At 44.0% G+C, this 15,097-nt stretch carries 15 protein-coding genes; 9 read left to right on the top strand and 6 right to left on the bottom strand.

The genetic code is table 11. The features are described from left to right. Window positions 1–153 precede the first annotated feature (153 nt). Window positions 154–468 (bottom strand): DUF2752 domain-containing protein, encoded by a 315-nt coding sequence (locus KXD93_RS25280; protein ID WP_258140275.1) that lies wholly within the window; start codon window positions 466–468, stop codon window positions 154–156. Continuing rightward, window positions 461–868, bottom strand: coding sequence for a DUF4199 domain-containing protein (locus KXD93_RS25285; protein WP_258140276.1), 408 nt, complete (start codon window positions 866–868; stop codon window positions 461–463). Before KXD93_RS25285 ends, KXD93_RS25280 begins: the two co-directional genes overlap by 8 nt. Before the next feature lie 203 nt (window positions 869–1,071). Between KXD93_RS25285 and mfd the strand changes: the two genes are divergently transcribed. Both mfd and KXD93_RS25295 read left to right on the top strand, forming a co-directional pair. After that, window positions 1,072–4,425 (top strand): transcription-repair coupling factor, encoded by a 3,354-nt coding sequence (gene mfd, locus KXD93_RS25290; RefSeq protein ID WP_258140278.1) that lies wholly within the window; start codon window positions 1,072–1,074, stop codon window positions 4,423–4,425. Between the two features lie 63 nt (window positions 4,426–4,488). Then, window positions 4,489–5,964 carry a TlpA family protein disulfide reductase gene (locus KXD93_RS25295; RefSeq protein ID WP_258140279.1) on the top strand — a complete coding sequence of 492 codons (1,476 nt, stop codon included), beginning with the start codon at window positions 4,489–4,491 and terminating at the stop codon, window positions 5,962–5,964. 96 nt (window positions 5,965–6,060) lie between these two features. On the opposite strand, the gene KXD93_RS25300 is transcribed toward KXD93_RS25295, so the two are convergent. Continuing rightward, window positions 6,061–6,555: a hypothetical protein gene (locus KXD93_RS25300; protein WP_258140281.1), complete on the bottom strand. Its 495-nt coding sequence runs from the start codon at window positions 6,553–6,555 to the stop codon at window positions 6,061–6,063. 225 nt (window positions 6,556–6,780) lie between these two features. Here KXD93_RS25300 and KXD93_RS25305 point away from each other — a divergent pair, with 225 nt between their 5' ends. Then, entirely contained in the window at window positions 6,781–7,431 is a 651-nt protein-coding gene (locus KXD93_RS25305; protein WP_258140282.1) for a cyclase family protein, read from the top strand. Between the two features lie 84 nt (window positions 7,432–7,515). Here the strand turns inward: KXD93_RS25305 and KXD93_RS25310 are convergent, their stop codons facing one another. Both KXD93_RS25310 and hpt read right to left on the bottom strand, forming a co-directional pair. Further along, on the bottom strand, window positions 7,516–8,283 hold the full coding sequence (locus KXD93_RS25310) for a slipin family protein (RefSeq protein ID WP_258140283.1): 768 nt from the start codon (window positions 8,281–8,283) through the stop codon (window positions 7,516–7,518). Between the two features lie 220 nt (window positions 8,284–8,503). After that, window positions 8,504–9,043: a hypoxanthine phosphoribosyltransferase gene (gene hpt, locus KXD93_RS25315; RefSeq protein WP_258140284.1), complete on the bottom strand. Its 540-nt coding sequence runs from the start codon at window positions 9,041–9,043 to the stop codon at window positions 8,504–8,506. 208 nt (window positions 9,044–9,251) lie between these two features. On the opposite strand from hpt, the gene KXD93_RS25320 reads away from it, so the two are divergent. From KXD93_RS25320 to KXD93_RS25335, 4 genes are all read left to right on the top strand, one after another. Further along, entirely contained in the window at window positions 9,252–9,617 is a 366-nt protein-coding gene (locus tag KXD93_RS25320; protein WP_258140285.1) for an NINE protein, read from the top strand. Between the two features lie 446 nt (window positions 9,618–10,063). Then, complete coding sequence (locus KXD93_RS25325) at window positions 10,064–11,494, top strand: alpha-L-fucosidase (RefSeq protein WP_258140286.1); 1,431 nt, start codon at window positions 10,064–10,066, stop codon at window positions 11,492–11,494. A 58-nt stretch (window positions 11,495–11,552) separates the two neighbouring features. Further along, window positions 11,553–12,650 carry a Nif3-like dinuclear metal center hexameric protein gene (locus KXD93_RS25330; RefSeq protein ID WP_258140288.1) on the top strand — a complete coding sequence of 366 codons (1,098 nt, stop codon included), beginning with the start codon at window positions 11,553–11,555 and terminating at the stop codon, window positions 12,648–12,650. After that, on the top strand, window positions 12,650–13,393 hold the full coding sequence (locus KXD93_RS25335; protein ID WP_258140290.1) for a zinc ribbon domain-containing protein: 744 nt from the start codon (window positions 12,650–12,652) through the stop codon (window positions 13,391–13,393). Before KXD93_RS25330 ends, KXD93_RS25335 begins: the two co-directional genes overlap by 1 nt. Window positions 13,394–13,438: 45 nt before the next feature. Here the strand turns inward: KXD93_RS25335 and KXD93_RS25340 are convergent, their stop codons facing one another. Further along, window positions 13,439–14,077, bottom strand: coding sequence for a hypothetical protein (locus KXD93_RS25340; RefSeq protein ID WP_258140291.1), 639 nt, complete (start codon window positions 14,075–14,077; stop codon window positions 13,439–13,441). A 57-nt stretch (window positions 14,078–14,134) separates the two neighbouring features. Between KXD93_RS25340 and KXD93_RS25345 the strand changes: the two genes are divergently transcribed. Continuing rightward, window positions 14,135–14,263, top strand: a complete 129-nt coding sequence (locus tag KXD93_RS25345) for a hypothetical protein (protein WP_258140292.1) — start codon at window positions 14,135–14,137, stop codon at window positions 14,261–14,263. 8 nt (window positions 14,264–14,271) lie between these two features. Further along, window positions 14,272–14,520: a ribosomal maturation YjgA family protein gene (locus KXD93_RS25350; RefSeq protein ID WP_258140294.1), complete on the top strand. Its 249-nt coding sequence runs from the start codon at window positions 14,272–14,274 to the stop codon at window positions 14,518–14,520. Window positions 14,521–15,097 lie beyond the last annotated feature (577 nt).

The following is a 15,097-nucleotide window of genomic DNA, read 5'->3' on the forward strand; positions in this document are numbered from 1 at the left end:
GGGAGCAAAGATAGGTTTTTAGCGGAGAAGTGCGAAAGGGGGTAAAGGGAGAGCCTTGTGTCAGGATCTCTTTTATAGCGATGGGTTTTAAACCCATCGCTATGAAAAATTCAACTGTAATATTTAAAGGATTTTTGCCTGTTGAAGCATAAGTTATTCAGCGGGAACGTTAGACCCAAACGTCACTGTAAAAAACCTCAACCGAACTAAAACATAAATGCGGTACAGAATAACCCCCAGCGCGGGAATACCCAGCCAATGCGCATGCAGGGAACCTTTAATATCGCCATGAAATAAAAAGGAGATGGAGTGCCCCAGGCCACAGCCGGGGCACCAGGTTATGCCCAGCAATTTTAAGGGACATAAACTAAAATGCGCCTGGTCGTTCGGATCGGCAATGGCCAGTGCAACCAGTGCAGCTATCCAGAATGCCAGCTCGAAATATTTATTGAACGCCGTTCTAATCAAGCTTATTGGGTTTGGTGGTAAACAGTACCGACACGGCTAATGAAAAGAGGAGGCCCACCAGCAACGCGCCAAAGATCCGGCCTGAGAAATCTTTCAATGTGGCTTCTTTTGCAAACTCGTCAATAAAAATTATAGATGCTGCTACTGATATGATCCCGCCTACAATTAAAATTTTAAAGCATTGCATCAGGGCCTCAAAAAAACCCATTTTGCCGCCGCACTCGTTTGTCCGGTAGCTCCGTATTCCAAAATATAAAACTACTAACGGAATAAGCACCGAAGCATATTCTGCCGGCTCCAGGCCGCTTGCCTGCGGTGAGAGCCCCAATGACTTCATTATAAACATCCAGATTACGCTTAATACGCCTATTATAAGGCCGAAAATGATTGCATTCTTCATGGTATACTTGGTTTGGTTGGTCCTCAAAGTTAAACAGGCGCTTAGCTCGCGTCAAAAACTGATCTCTAATCTCCGTTCTCTAATCTCTATCTCCATATAAATTTACTATTTAAAGTAATTATAGCGCAATATTGTTTGCAATAATTTTTCATGTTTGGCCCGCCTGGTATTAAAAAGCCTTTTTTGCGTATATTTGCAGCAGTTTGAACATCCGTGATATTTTAGAAAGATACAAGTCAGACGAACGGGTGAAGGCATTGGCGCAAGCCCTTAATGCCTCTAAAAGCCCAAGAGTTCAGCTGCGTGGTTTAGTCGGATCGAGTGATGCGGCCATTGCGGTAGCATTGTATTTTTTGCAGCATAAGCACATGATCTTTGTGCTGCCTGAACGCGAGGAAGCCGGTTACTTCCAGGCCGATCTTGAAAATCTTACCGGTAAGGAAGTTTTACTTTTCCCATCATCATACCGCAAGCCATTTGAATTTACCCAGCCCGACAGCAGCAATGTTTTGGCCCGCGCCGAAGTATTGAATGAGCTTAACCACTCGTCTGAATTTGGGCAACTAATAGTTACCTATCCCGAGGCCCTGGCCGAAAAGGTGATTGACCGGGCTTCGCTCGAAAAAAACACCTTAGAAATTTCAGTTAACAATAAGCTGAGCATCGATTTCATTAACGAGTTTTTGGTGGAGTATGACTTTGACCGGGTTGACTTTGTGTACGAGCCGGGCCAGTTCTCCATCCGCGGAGGCATAGTTGATATCTTTTCGTTTTCACACGAGCTGCCTTATCGTGTTGAGTTTTTTGGCGATATGATTGAGTCGATCCGTACGTTCGAGATCGAGAGCCAGCTATCTGTTGAGCAGGTGAAAAGCATTACTATTGTGCCAAATGTACAATCGAAGTTTTTGACAGAAAGCAACATCTCCCTGCTGGAATATGTTGATGCAGATACCCAGGTTTGGATTAAGGATGTACAGTTTACGCTGGATATTATTCAAAGCGGCTTTAAAAAGGCCACTGCGCTTTGGAAAGCATTATCTGCCGATGAAAAAAATCAAAACCCGGATTGGATCGACCCTAAGTTTGGCTTTACTGATGAAAAGCTGATTGCAGACCAGCTGCATGATTTTGCACTGATAGAGTTCGGTAAGCAATTCTTTTACCAGCCGGACTTAACGGTTAATTTCGATATGCGGCCCCAGCCATCCTTTAACAAGGATTTCGGACTGCTGATCCATAACTTTAAAACTAACGAGGCAGAGAAGATAGAGAACTTTATCCTTACCGATTCGGCACGACAGGTGGAGCGGCTTTATGCTATCCTTGAAGACCTGGACAAAACGGTGAAGTTTACCCCGGTAAGCATTTCTATCCGCGAGGGTTTTGTTGATAAGGAACAAAAATTGGCCTGCTATACCGATCACCAGATCTTCGATCGTTACTATAAATACAAGCTTAAAAAAGGCTACCAGCGTTCGCAGGCCATCACCCTGAAGGAATTGCGGGAGCTAAAGGCCGGCGATTACGTTACCCACATTGATCACGGAATCGGCAAATATGCCGGGCTGGAAAAGGTGGAGGTTAATGGCAAAATGCAGGAGATGATCCGCCTGGTTTATGCCGATAATGACCTGCTTTACGTAAACATCAACTCCCTTAACCGCATCAGCAAATACAGCGGCAAGGAAGGCGCTGTTCCGCGCATGAATAAACTAGGTACGGACACCTGGGAAAAGCTGAAGAAAACCACAAAAAAAAAAGTTAAGGACATCGCCCGCGACCTGATCAAGCTTTACGCCGTGCGCAAAACGCAGGTGGGTAATGCTTTTAGTCGCGATAGTTATTTGCAAACCGAGTTGGAGGCTTCCTTTATCTACGAAGATACCCCCGACCAGGAAAAGGCAACCGCCGACCTGAAAAAGGATATGGAATCGCCGCACCCGATGGACCGCCTGATTTGCGGCGACGTGGGTTTCGGTAAAACCGAAGTAGCCATCCGCGCAGCATTCAAAGCCGTTGCCGACAGTAAACAGGTGGCGATATTGGTACCAACAACTATCCTCGCAGCACAACACTACAAAACATTTTCCGACCGCCTGAAAGGCTTTCCGGCTAACATTGATTATGTAAACCGCTTTAAAAGCAGCAAGCAGATCAAGGAAACACTGGAGAAGCTGAAAGAAGGCAAGATAGATATCATCATAGGGACACACCGACTGGTGAGCAAAGACGTAAAGTTTAAGGACCTCGGCCTGATGATCATTGATGAGGAGCAAAAGTTCGGCGTATCAACCAAAGAGAAGCTGAAACAGATGCGCGCCAATGTAGATACGCTTACCCTAACGGCGACGCCGATCCCACGTACTTTGCATTTCTCATTGATGGGCGCAAGGGATCTTTCTATTATCTCCACCCCGCCGCCAAACAGGCAGCCGGTGGTTACCGAATTGCATGTGTTTAACGATACGCTGATAAAGGAAGCCGTTGAGCACGAAATTGACCGTGGCGGGCAGGTATTCTTTATCCATAACCGCGTTGCCGATCTGCCGCAGCTTGGTGGAATGATCCATAAGCTTGTGCCGAAGGCCCGCATCGGTATTGCCCACGGGCAACTGGAAGGCGATGCGCTGGAAGATGTAATGTTGAAATTTGTGAACCACGAGTACGACGTGCTGGTAGCCACAACTATCATCGAAGCCGGGCTGGACATTCCAAATGCCAATACCATTATCATTAACTACGCCCACATGTTTGGACTGAGCGACCTGCACCAGATGCGCGGTCGTGTTGGTCGGAGTAACAAGAAGGCCTATTGTTATTTGCTGAGTCCGCCGCTCTCAACGCTTACCAGCGAGGCAAGGAAACGCCTGAGCGCCATAGAAGAGTTCAGCGACCTTGGTAGTGGCTTTAACGTGGCTATGCGCGACCTTGATATCCGCGGCAGCGGAAACCTGCTTGGCGCCGAGCAAAGCGGCTTTATTGCCGAGATCGGTTTCGAGATGTATCACAAGATTTTGGACGAGGCCATCCAGGAGCTAAAGGAAGATGAATTTAAAGGCGTGTTCCCTGATGATAAGCCGCGGCCTTTCATCTCCTTCACCCAGATAGATACCGACCAGGAGATCCTGATCCCCGACGAATATGTAACCAGCATAGCCGAACGCTATAACCTGTACACCGAACTTTCCAAGCTGGAAAATGAAACAGAGTTGGTAGCCTTTCAACAACAACTGCATGACCGCTTTGGTCCGATCCCGCCGCAAGTAAACGACCTATTGAACACCATGCGCCTGCAGTGGCTGGGTAAATCAATAGGTTTTGAAAAGATCTCGCTTAAAAAGAATGTGCTGCGCGGTTATTTCCTCACCAACCAGCAATCGCCGTATTTTGAAACCGAGGCATTCCGCAACGTGCTAAACTTTGTGCAGGCCAACCCAAGGCGTACCAATTTAAAGGAGGTTAAAAATACTTTGCGCCTGAGCATTGAGGGTGTGCATAGTATTGACCAGGCGGTTATTTTGCTGAGCGATATTGGGGAAGTGGTTGGGGTGTAAACGAAAGCTCTTTTTAACACATATTAACTATCCGGCCTTTAGCTAATACCTTATATTTATGCCATGAAGTATTTATTTGCATTTTTAATGCTTGCGGTATGCAGTTCCTCATTGGCGCAATATTCGCTTAAAACCGACTCGGTTTATATTAGCGGAAAAGTGAATAACTTCGAAAAATATAAAGGGCCGGCGATGCCTGTTATGTTCTTAATTAACGATATAGCCCGGGGTGATTATGTGTACATACCTGCAGAAATTAAAAGCGACGGAACTTTCCATACCTCGTTTTTAAAAACAGGCACGGAGGATATTTATATCCAATATGATAATGATACGGGGACGATTATTGTAAGCCCCGGCGATCACATGCAGCTTACTTTCGATATTCCTGATGTTGCCCAATCACTTTCTGTTAAGGGTGATGGGGAACGGGTTAATAACGACCTAAAGGAATACCATGTAGCAGTAACCAAGCAACGGGTAATGTTGTATGGTGACGACAAAGCAGGCAGGTCAAAGCGGCTGGCTGCTGCCGAAAAAAACGACGGTCCCGGTCTTCATAAGCTAGTTTTAGCCAGCAGGTATACCCTCGACAGTGCTTTTTTGGCGGGTTATATTAAACAACATAGGGTAACCAAAACCTTTATTAGTTGGGAAAAAACACAGCTACTGTATGAATATTTCACCAACTTGCTGCGGTATGCCTGGCTAAACCCCATGTACAACAGCCTAAGCCATGTCGATCTTATATTGCCGGCAGACTATTACGATTTTACAAAAACAGCGGCGATAGGCCCCGAATTTACTATCTGCTCTAATTTTAACGGCTATTGTTCCGAATACTTCCGGTACTTTTTGACAAGCAATTTAGGGATGCCGCGTAACGTAAAAGACGAAATAGTTTTCGGGTTAAAACAACCTGTCGGCTTTAACAGAGATATTTTGTTGTGCAACACAGCTTACAGCCTTATAAAGTCGAAACACCTGGACCTGCTGGCCCCTTATTTTGAACAGATTATGGCTTCTATTTCGAATGTAGGATATAAAAACAATATACAAGGGGCATACCGGGAGGCGGAGAATAAGTTAAAGAATTACAAACTGCCGGAAAATGCCCATATTAACGAAACCCCGAAAACATCGACAGATAGCCTATTTGATAAGCTGGTTGCAAAATATCCGGGCAAGACTATTTACCTGGATTTTTGGGCCACCTGGTGTAACCCATGCAGGACCGAGATGCCCGAGTCAAAAGCGCTTCGAAATAAATTTGCCAACAAAGATATTGTCTTCGTTTATCTTGGGGTGGAGTCGGATGAGAATACCTGGAAGTCTGTAATAGCTGAATTGGATATGGAGGGTGAGAACTTCCTGCTCAACAAAAATGAATACGCTGCCCTGGCTGAAAAATTTAAAGTTAACGGGATCCCGCATCATGTGCTGGTAAACAAAAAAAGCGTTGTTGTGGACGATAACGCCAAACCACCGGGCGATGAAAAATTGACACCGGAAATAGAGGCACTGTTGGCAGAGAAGTAAACGCTATTAGAAAAACGTAAAGGCTTACTAAACACCATACCTAAAAGGCAAAAGCATCCTACTGTCCAACACCCTCATAAATCAATCCCTTCCTGATTAATATACCGTAGTTGTAAAAGTAGTATTCGTGTTTACGGTAAGGGAAACTGAAGGTGCCGCTACATCATCGGCAGCACTAATTTTCCCATCGCCATTGGTATCCTGGAACTTTACACTTCCTATAACGGCAGCGGGGGTTTGTATGGCGCTATTTTGAATATCGGTCTGTGTTTTAAAAATACCGACAGGGAGAAAGCCGTTGTAATAGTTTTTTTTGCTCCCCAGCTGAGCAGTAACATAATACTGGCTTAAGTAGGCTACGCCTATTTTAGCCTTTCCGGTTTGGTCTGTTGTTTGCGTGTACTTTGGGGTATTGCTGTTTATTGCGGCGGAGCTTTCATATAAACTTACCGTTGCGCCTGCAGCTGCGGAGCCGGTGCTTCCATCAACAACTGATATTTCAACAGTAGTGCCCGTTTTTGTTTGATCTTTTGTGCATGACAACAGGGCGATTGCCATTAATGTAAATAATAATATTTGTAGCTTTTTCATAGAGGGAGATATGGGGTTCAACTTATTTATGACAAGGACTAAGGTACCGGGATTATTTTATCCGCAAAATACCTGTTTGTAGGGATTAATTGCCGTTTATTAAAGGGATATTGATTGTTATTTCCTTTTTATTCAATTTTAACCCATCCCGGCTATTTCTGTGACGGCTGCATCAAAGAGATTCGGCGATAAAAAGGTATTTTTGAGCCACAAAGTTCCTTTCAAATGCAAAAGTTTATCGACTTGAGTCACACTATTTTCGACGGCCTTATTACCTACAAAGGCCTGCCCGCACCAATAATTTGCGATTACCTGAGCCGGGAAAAATCAAAGGGGATTTATGAAGAGGGCACCTCGTTCCAGATAGGCAAGATAGAAATGGTTACCAATACCGGAACCTACCTCGACTGCCCGTTTCACCGGTTTGAGCATGGTAAAGACCTTTCGCAAATAGCGCTGGAACAATGCGCCGGACTGGATGCCATTACTATCAACGCGAAGGGTGTTACTTCAATTGGCAAGGAATATTTTTCGGGTAAGGAGATCAGGAATAAAGCCGTACTTGTTTACACCGGTTGGGCAAAATACTGGAACACGGAAAACTATTTTGAGGGCCATCCATTTCTTACCGAGGAGGCCGCTATCTATCTGCGCGACTGCCAGGTTAAGCTGGTTGGTATTGATAGCCATAACATTGATGATACTACCGGTAAGACAAGGCCGGTGCATACCACGCTGCTTGGGGACGAGATCCTGATTGTTGAGCACTTATGTAATTTGGAGCTGCTGCCTGAATGCGGCTATCAGTTCAGCGCTGTACCACCGAAAATTGAAGGGGCAGGAACATTTGCGGTAAGGGCATATGCCCGGCTTTAAAGAAAAAAGCAGGATCCTCTTTAATGGAACCTGCTAAGACATTTTTTCAAATCCGAAATCGAACATCCGACTTCTGAAATCTCTCTACTCGTCCTTCTTCTTCAAGCTCACCATCTCCGTAAAGCTTTTAGCGGCATTTGTAAAATCCGACGGCACCAAAACTATGGTGGTTGTGTTGTTGTCGATGCCAATTTCCGAAAGCATTTGCATACGGCGGAGTTCCAAAGCTATCGGGCTGCCTTCCATTTGCTTGGCGCCCTGGGTTAGCTTGATGGAGGCCTCCAATTCGGCCTCGGCTTTGATGATGCGGGCGCGTTTTTCGCGGATGGCTTCGGCTTCGCGGGCCATGGCGCGCTGCATGGATTCGGGAATCTCTACATCCTTCATTTCCACCATTTCAATTTTAATACCCCATGATTCGGTTGCGGCATCAACAATTTTTTGAAGCGTGCGGTTAATCTCCTCGCGTTCGCGCAATACTTCATCCAGATGGTGCTGGCCAATAATGTTACGCAGGGCAGTTACTGAAAATTGGTAAACGGCGCGCTGGTAGCTGGCGACTTTAATAATGGCATCCTCGGGGTTGGTCACCTTGAACCATAAAACCGCGTTTACCTTTATGGTAACACTGTCCTTGGTGATGGTTTCCTGTTGCTCCAGGTCCACGGTGTTGGTGCGGATATCAACGGTTACCTGGCGGTCGATAAAGGGAATGATGAGATAGAGGCCTGGTCCTTTGGTTTTATGGAAACGGCCTAAACGGAAAACAACTGCGCGCTGGTACTCCTGCGCAATGCGGACACCCATTGCGATTAACACAAGGGCAATAAATGCTAAAATTAATAAATACATGATTTTTGGTTTTTGATTGTCGCCTGCCTGTTAATTCCGGGAGAATATTGACATCGGGGAAGGTTTCACCGGTACGCGATCGTTAAGTAAATGTAGATACATTTATATGGATAGCGAAATATTTAGGAAGAATTATTTGCGATCAAAACAGGCCATAATATAAAGCCCGATACCTGTAATTACACGCATCGGGCCTAAAAATAAATTCCGAAATCGATTTCTACTTTACTCTTTTATAAATATCCTGTAAGTTCCGGCCCATTTCCTTGTAGTCGAGGCCATAACCGACAACAAATTCATTCTCTATTTCGAAGCCCACATATTTTAGCTCACCGATGGGTTTTAGCAACGCAGCCGGCTTTAACAGCAGCGAGCAAAGCTTTATGGAGGCAGGTTGCTTCACCTTTAATTTTTCGAGTAAATAATTGGCGGTGTTTCCTGTATCAACAATATCTTCAATTACCACTACATCGCGGCCCTTAATATCAACACTGAAATCAATATCATCGCGGATCTTGAGGCTGCTTTTTGTGCCGCCATAGTAAGAGGCTAGTTTGGTAAAGGTAATTTCGCAGGGAATATCTATCTGTTTGATAATATCGGCAATAAACAAAAAGCTGCCGTTCAAAACACCAACAAACACGGGTATGGTATGCTGATAATCAGCATTCAATTGTTTGCCGATAGCCTTGATGCGCTCTTCAATAGCGTCAGATTTTATAAGGGGTTCAAACTCTAAATCTGCTATTATCTTTTTCATGAGGCCAATTTAGTAAAAATAGTCCGAAAGTTAGAAAAGTCACAAAGTTGTGAAGCTAAACACAGGTGTACCACCAATAATTCACCGCTTCAATCCCCTGTTTTGCCGACATCTTTAACCGTTCAGCCAACTTTGCATTGTCCGAAAATTAATTCTACATTAGTTTTATATCACAATTTAAAAAGATCACCTTAAAATAATTAAAAAAATGGACATGTATCAAAATCCTTATATGGCGTTTCCGGGCATAACACCAGAGGAAATGGCTTTCCTTCAGCAAGGCACTGCCGACCTGACCGAAAACCAGAAAAAATACTTTTATATGGTTTACTCCAGCAAAAGAAAATCGCCGCAGGATATCTTAATATTCACGCTTATTGGCTTTGTGTTTGTTGCTGGCGTTCAGCGCTTTGTTTTAGGAGAAGTTTTGATGGGCTTGCTCTACCTTTTTACCGGGGGCTTTTGTTTAATAGGAACTATTGTTGACCTGGTAAACCATAAAACCCTTGCCAGCGAATACAACCGTAAGATGGCCTATGAAAGCTATCACATGGCAAAAATGGCCGCTCAATAAAATAAAAGCTAAAAGGCGAAAGCTGATAGGTTAAACGGAGATTGAAACTGATGTAAGAGCTAATAAGCAGGGATTGCCTGTTTATGGAAAATATCTTCATCGTTTTGATCTTTTTTATGCGATGGCACGGGGTTATTTCACTCGGGCGGTCACTCGAACAAAAGGCGGGATGGATGATTGATAAGTAAGCATTTAAACGCTATGGCAATTAGGGGGCACCTACGGAGCCATTTTTATATTCATTTATGCTATAAACAGGTGACTCCGCCGGAGTCTTGATTGAAACCCGCAATAGTTCCAGCGGAACTACCTGTTTATAGGATATAAGGTAATGTTTTAACGGCTCCAGCGGAGCCTCCTGTTTTTAAAAGCGATTTACGTGAGCTTTTTTTAGCCGGTGCTAAATCTTTATCTGAAAACTATTAACTTCGGCTATAAATGAGCCGATGAAAAATAAACTTACTCTTATACTGCTGCTTGCAGCTTTTTGTGTAGTTAAAGCACAACAACACCAGGAATATATTACCCCCGCCGACCCTGCAGTACAGCAGAAGCTTGGCCAATGGCAGGACCTTAAGTTCGGCTTGTTTATGCATTGGGGACCTTACAGCGAATGGGGCGTAGTGGAAAGCTGGAGTATTTGCCCCGAGGATGAGGGCTGGACTCAGCGAAAGGGCCCATATAGCGCCGATTACAATACCTACGTAAAGGCCTATGAAAATTTACAGACGACCTTTAACCCAACGCACTTTGATCCGGATAAATGGGTAAAAGCAGCAAAGGACGCCGGCATGAAATACGTTGTTTTTACAACCAAGCATCATGATGGTTTTTGCATGTTCGACACGAAGCAAACTGATTATAAGGTAACCAGCCCGAAAACACCGTTTTCAACCAACGCCAAAAGTAATGTAGCCAATGAGGTATTCAGCGCCTTCCGCAAGGAGAATTTTATGATTGGCGCTTACTTTTCAAAACCAGATTGGCACAGCCCCTATTATTGGTGGCCCTATTTTCCGCCAAAGGACCGGAACGTGAATTACGACCCGGCCAAATACCCGGAACGCTGGCAGCAGTTTAAAGATTATACCTACAACCAGCTGCAGGAATTAATGACCGGCTATGGTAAGATTGATATTTTGTGGATGGATGGCGGCTGGGTGAGGCCGTTAAAAAAGGAAGATTCGGTTTTAGCGCACGAAATGGGCAGCAAATTCAACCAGGACATCGACATGCCCAAAATTGCCAAAATGGCCCGCGCCAATCAGCCCGGACTGATAATGGTTGATCGCGCTGTTCCGGGCGCATATGAAAATTATACCACGCCCGAGCAACAGATCCCCGCTGCGCCCATTGACCATCCCTGGGAAACCTGTATGACCATGGGCAACTCATGGAGTTATGTACCGGGCGATAACTATAAATCGTCGCAACAAATAGTGCAGCTGCTTGTAAAAATAGTATCGCGCGGCGGAAACTTGCTGATGAACATTGGTCCGGGGCCTGATGGCGACTGGGACCCCGAGGCCTATAAGCGCCTTGCCGATATTGGCAAATGGATAAAAATTAATGGCGAAGGCATTTACGCGTCAAAGGCCATTGCGCCCTATTCCGACGGGAATATATTTTTTACACAAACAGCCAATGGCAATAATGAATACGCTTTCCTTCTGGGTGGCGATAAAGGCCTGGCTTTGCCGGGTGTTGTTAGTATTAAAACAGGCAACGTAAAAAAGGCAAAGCAGTTAACATTGCTGGGTGTAAAGCAAAAGCTAAAGTGGAAACAGGTAGCGGATGTTATTAATGTCACCATACCTGCCGGCCTGCAAAGCAACAGCGGGCTGCAATATGCAGCGGCGTTTAAAATTGTGTATTGAAAAGAACAATCATTCACCCAATAGGTGAAATCAAATAATATCCGTGTAATCATTTAAAATGAAATTATCCCAATTAACATCCTACCTCGAAGGCCTTGCGCCGCTTGCCTACCAGGAGGACTATGATAATGCCGGCCTGATTGTTGGCCATCCGGAGCAGGAGATCTACCAGGCGCTTGTGTCGCTTGATTGCACCGAGGCTGTGGTTGATGAGGCCATTGCTAAAAATTGCCAGGTGATCGTTTCGCACCACCCTATTGTTTTCCGCGGATTAAAAAAGTTTAACGGCAAAACCTATGTTGAGCGCGTGGTCGAAAAGGCCATCCGCCATAACATCGCCATTTATGCCATCCATACCAACCTGGATAACATCATGGCCGGTGTTAATGCCAGGATCTGCGAAACGCTTGGCCTGAAAAATTGCCGTATCCTTGCTCCAAAACATAAGCTGTTAAAAAAGCTGGTTACCTATGTGCCCCAAAACAATGCCGATGAGGTGCGTAATGCACTGTTTAATGCCGGAGCTGGTAACATTGGCAATTATAGTGAAGTCAGCTTTAACGCGGAAGGAACAGGGACCTTTAAGGGAAACGATCAAACTAATCCCTATGTTGGCGAACCCGGCAAGCTACACCTGGAAAATGAGGTGCGTATAGAAACCATTTACCCCGCCATATTGGAAAGCAAAATTTTAATGGCGCTGGTATTGGCACACCCATACGAAGAGGTGGCGTATGATTTGTACGAGCTCACTAATCAAAACCAACAAGTGGGGTCCGGAATGATTGGCGAGCTGGAATTCCCGGCAGATGAAGAAGCTTTTTTATATTTTGTGAAAGAAAAAATGCATTGTCATGTCATCAGGCATACGGAATACTTAGGTAAACGCGTTCAAAAGATAGCGGTGTGCGGTGGCTCGGGCGGCTTTTTATTAAAGCAAGCCATAGCTGTCGGAGCCGACGTTTTTATAACGGCAGATTACAAATATCATGAGTTTTTTGACGCCGATAAAAGGTTGCTGATTGCAGACATTGGACACTTTGAAAGTGAGCAATTTACGCAGCAATTATTATATGAAATAATTACAAAAAAATTTACTAACTTTGCCGTCCGTTTAACAGAAGTAAATACAAACCCCGTCAAATATTTTATTTAATGGAACAAACCGTAGAACAGAAGCTTAAAGCTTTATACGAACTACAAACCATCCACACCAAAATTGATAAAATTCGCCAGGTTAGAGGTGAATTACCTATGGAGGTTGCCGACCTTGAAGATGATGTTGCAGGTCTTGAAACCCGTATACAAAAAATAAAAGCCGAGCTGGATGATTTGGAAGACGATATTGTTACCCGCAAAAACCTGATAAAGGATGCGCAGGCAAACACTAAAAAATACGAAACGCAGCTTAACGAGGTTAAAAACAACCGCGAGTATGATGCAATTTCGAAAGAGATCGAGATCCAGGGATTAGACATCCAGGTAAGCGAAAAAAAGATCAGGGAATTTGGATTTGAAATAACTTCAAAAACTGCGATCTATGAAAAAGCGCTTGCTGACCTTGAAGCACGTAAAAGCGACCTTGACGCCAAGAAGGCTGAACTAGGCACAATTACTGCCGAAACTCAAAAAGACGAGAACGAGCTTACCGAGCTTGCTGATAAAGCAATTGTGAACATCGATGAGCGTTTACTGATAGCTTACAACCGCCTGCGCCAAAATGCAAAGAATGGCCTTGCAGTAGTAACCATCCAGCGCGATTCATGCTCTGGATGCTTTAACCAGATCCCGCCACAGCGCCAGTCTGACATCCGCCAACGCAAAAAGATCATCGTTTGCGAACATTGCGGACGCATCCTGGTTGATGAGCAAATGGCCCTGGAAGCAGAAACAGTATAGCCCCCCGGCCCCTAAAGGGGAGCGGAATATAGAATTAAAAGGCACTCAGTTATGGGTGCCTTTTTGCTTGAGACTCTTTTCATACGCAGCAACATCCTGCTCTACTAATAACCTTAATTTATTTAAAATGGATTTTTGGTTTTTGTAATAATTTCGGTTTAAGTGTTTATCGTAATCTGATTTTTTTTCCAAATCAAAGTCATTTATTTCTTTTTTAATAAGTTTTCTCCCGTCATAAATTTCAAAAACATAATGGCAACTATGGTCAATGAACATAGTAGAGCGTTTCTTTTTGCCATTAACAATATCCGTTATTCCGAAAGGCTTGATTTTGCTTTTTTCAATCGTTTTGGAGTTGTTTTTAAGTAGCATTAAGAACGACGGTGGTATAATGACTGAAGAATAAATAGAACATTCGTCAAACTTTTGAATTAAAGAAACATTGCCTTTAAGCCATAGCAAATATTTTATTTGTGAAGATATGCAGGTATCTGGGGCATACGGCCTAAGCATATTCCCGATGCAATAAATATAATAACACACTATAGTACCTGTTTTTTCTTCTTGCAGTTCTTTAATTTTATCGACGACTTGTTTATCAGTTTTGCTTTGATATAGGCTGTCCTGTGCACAGCAAAAAGATATGGATATTGAACAAATGATAAGGGTTAGATAAAGTTTCATACGTAAATGTACATTTAAAAGTATTTCTGTAGCTTTATGAGGCCTAAAAAACAAAGATTGAAACCACGCCTTACGTATTTCCTCCTTATCGTCGCCACCATCATCCTCGGCCTGCTATCCCGCCACATACCCGGCATCCCCTTATTCATTGGCGATATTTTATGGGGCTTGATGGTTTATTTATAGTAAAGTTTTTGTTTATCAGTAAAACCATAAAATGGGTAACCATAGCCAGCCTGTTGTTTTGTTATGGGATAGAATTCAGCCAGCTGTACCAGGCGCCGTGGATCAATAACATTCGCCACACCGTAATAGGCGGCCTGGTTTTAGGCGAGGGTTTTTTATGGGGCGATATGCTTTGCTATACAGTTGGGGTAGCGATTGGAATATTTGTAACCATCTTATTAAACAAATATTGGGATAGTCGCCGGGGTATATCGTAGAGGTTTCGCACCTACGGAGCGAGAAACCATTAATCATTTTTTCTACCAATATTTGACCCCGATGGGGTCACTTTTGCGCCGGTAAGGTTGGTTGTTGTATCGTATCAATTGCTTTTCCTTTTCACAGGTCATGAATTTGATCCCCAAGAGGACTTTGCATTTGTGGAGCGAGGGTACTATTCATTTTCCTCTACTACTACCAATATTTGCCCTCGATGGGGGCCCTTTTGCGCCGGTAAGGTTGGTTGTTGTATTGTGTCAATTGCATTTCCTTTATACAGGTCATGAGTTTGATCCCCATGAGGGTTTTGCATTGGAAAAAATATAGATGAGAACAAAAGCCAGGCATTCTATTTAACAGCGATAAGCAAAACCACAATACGATCAATAATATGGAATCGTTCGGTACTGCAACCCAACCGTCTCGCTGGCACCAGCGGTGCCCAATATCGGTAGAAAAATCAATGCAAGAAAGTCAGCGTGCCGTAGGTCAATGTCATTAAGTTAAGGGATAATGGACTGGCCTATATGTTATTAAGTTAGGAAAAAGGGAATAAAAAAAGGATTGCAGCAAGTA

The sequence above is a fragment of the Mucilaginibacter phenanthrenivorans genome, from assembly GCF_024721155.1.
GTDB classification, from domain to species: Bacteria; Bacteroidota; Bacteroidia; order Sphingobacteriales; family Sphingobacteriaceae; genus Mucilaginibacter; species Mucilaginibacter phenanthrenivorans.

Coding starts and splice junctions, on each gene's coding strand:
- KXD93_RS25285 (WP_258140276.1), bottom strand. CDS start 868: ATGAAGAATGCAATCATTTTCGGCCTTATAATAGGCGTATTAAGCGTA.
- KXD93_RS25295 (WP_258140279.1), top strand. CDS start 4,489: ATGAAGTATTTATTTGCATTTTTAATGCTTGCGGTATGCAGTTCCTCA.
- KXD93_RS25300 (WP_258140281.1), bottom strand. CDS start 6,555: ATGAAAAAGCTACAAATATTATTATTTACATTAATGGCAATCGCCCTG.
- KXD93_RS25305 (WP_258140282.1), top strand. CDS start 6,781: ATGCAAAAGTTTATCGACTTGAGTCACACTATTTTCGACGGCCTTATT.
- KXD93_RS25310 (WP_258140283.1), bottom strand. CDS start 8,283: ATGTATTTATTAATTTTAGCATTTATTGCCCTTGTGTTAATCGCAATG.
- hpt (WP_258140284.1), bottom strand. CDS start 9,043: ATGAAAAAGATAATAGCAGATTTAGAGTTTGAACCCCTTATAAAATCT.
- KXD93_RS25320 (WP_258140285.1), top strand. CDS start 9,252: ATGGACATGTATCAAAATCCTTATATGGCGTTTCCGGGCATAACACCA.
- KXD93_RS25325 (WP_258140286.1), top strand. CDS start 10,064: ATGAAAAATAAACTTACTCTTATACTGCTGCTTGCAGCTTTTTGTGTA.
- KXD93_RS25330 (WP_258140288.1), top strand. CDS start 11,553: ATGAAATTATCCCAATTAACATCCTACCTCGAAGGCCTTGCGCCGCTT.
- KXD93_RS25335 (WP_258140290.1), top strand. CDS start 12,650: ATGGAACAAACCGTAGAACAGAAGCTTAAAGCTTTATACGAACTACAA.
- KXD93_RS25340 (WP_258140291.1), bottom strand. CDS start 14,077: ATGAAACTTTATCTAACCCTTATCATTTGTTCAATATCCATATCTTTT.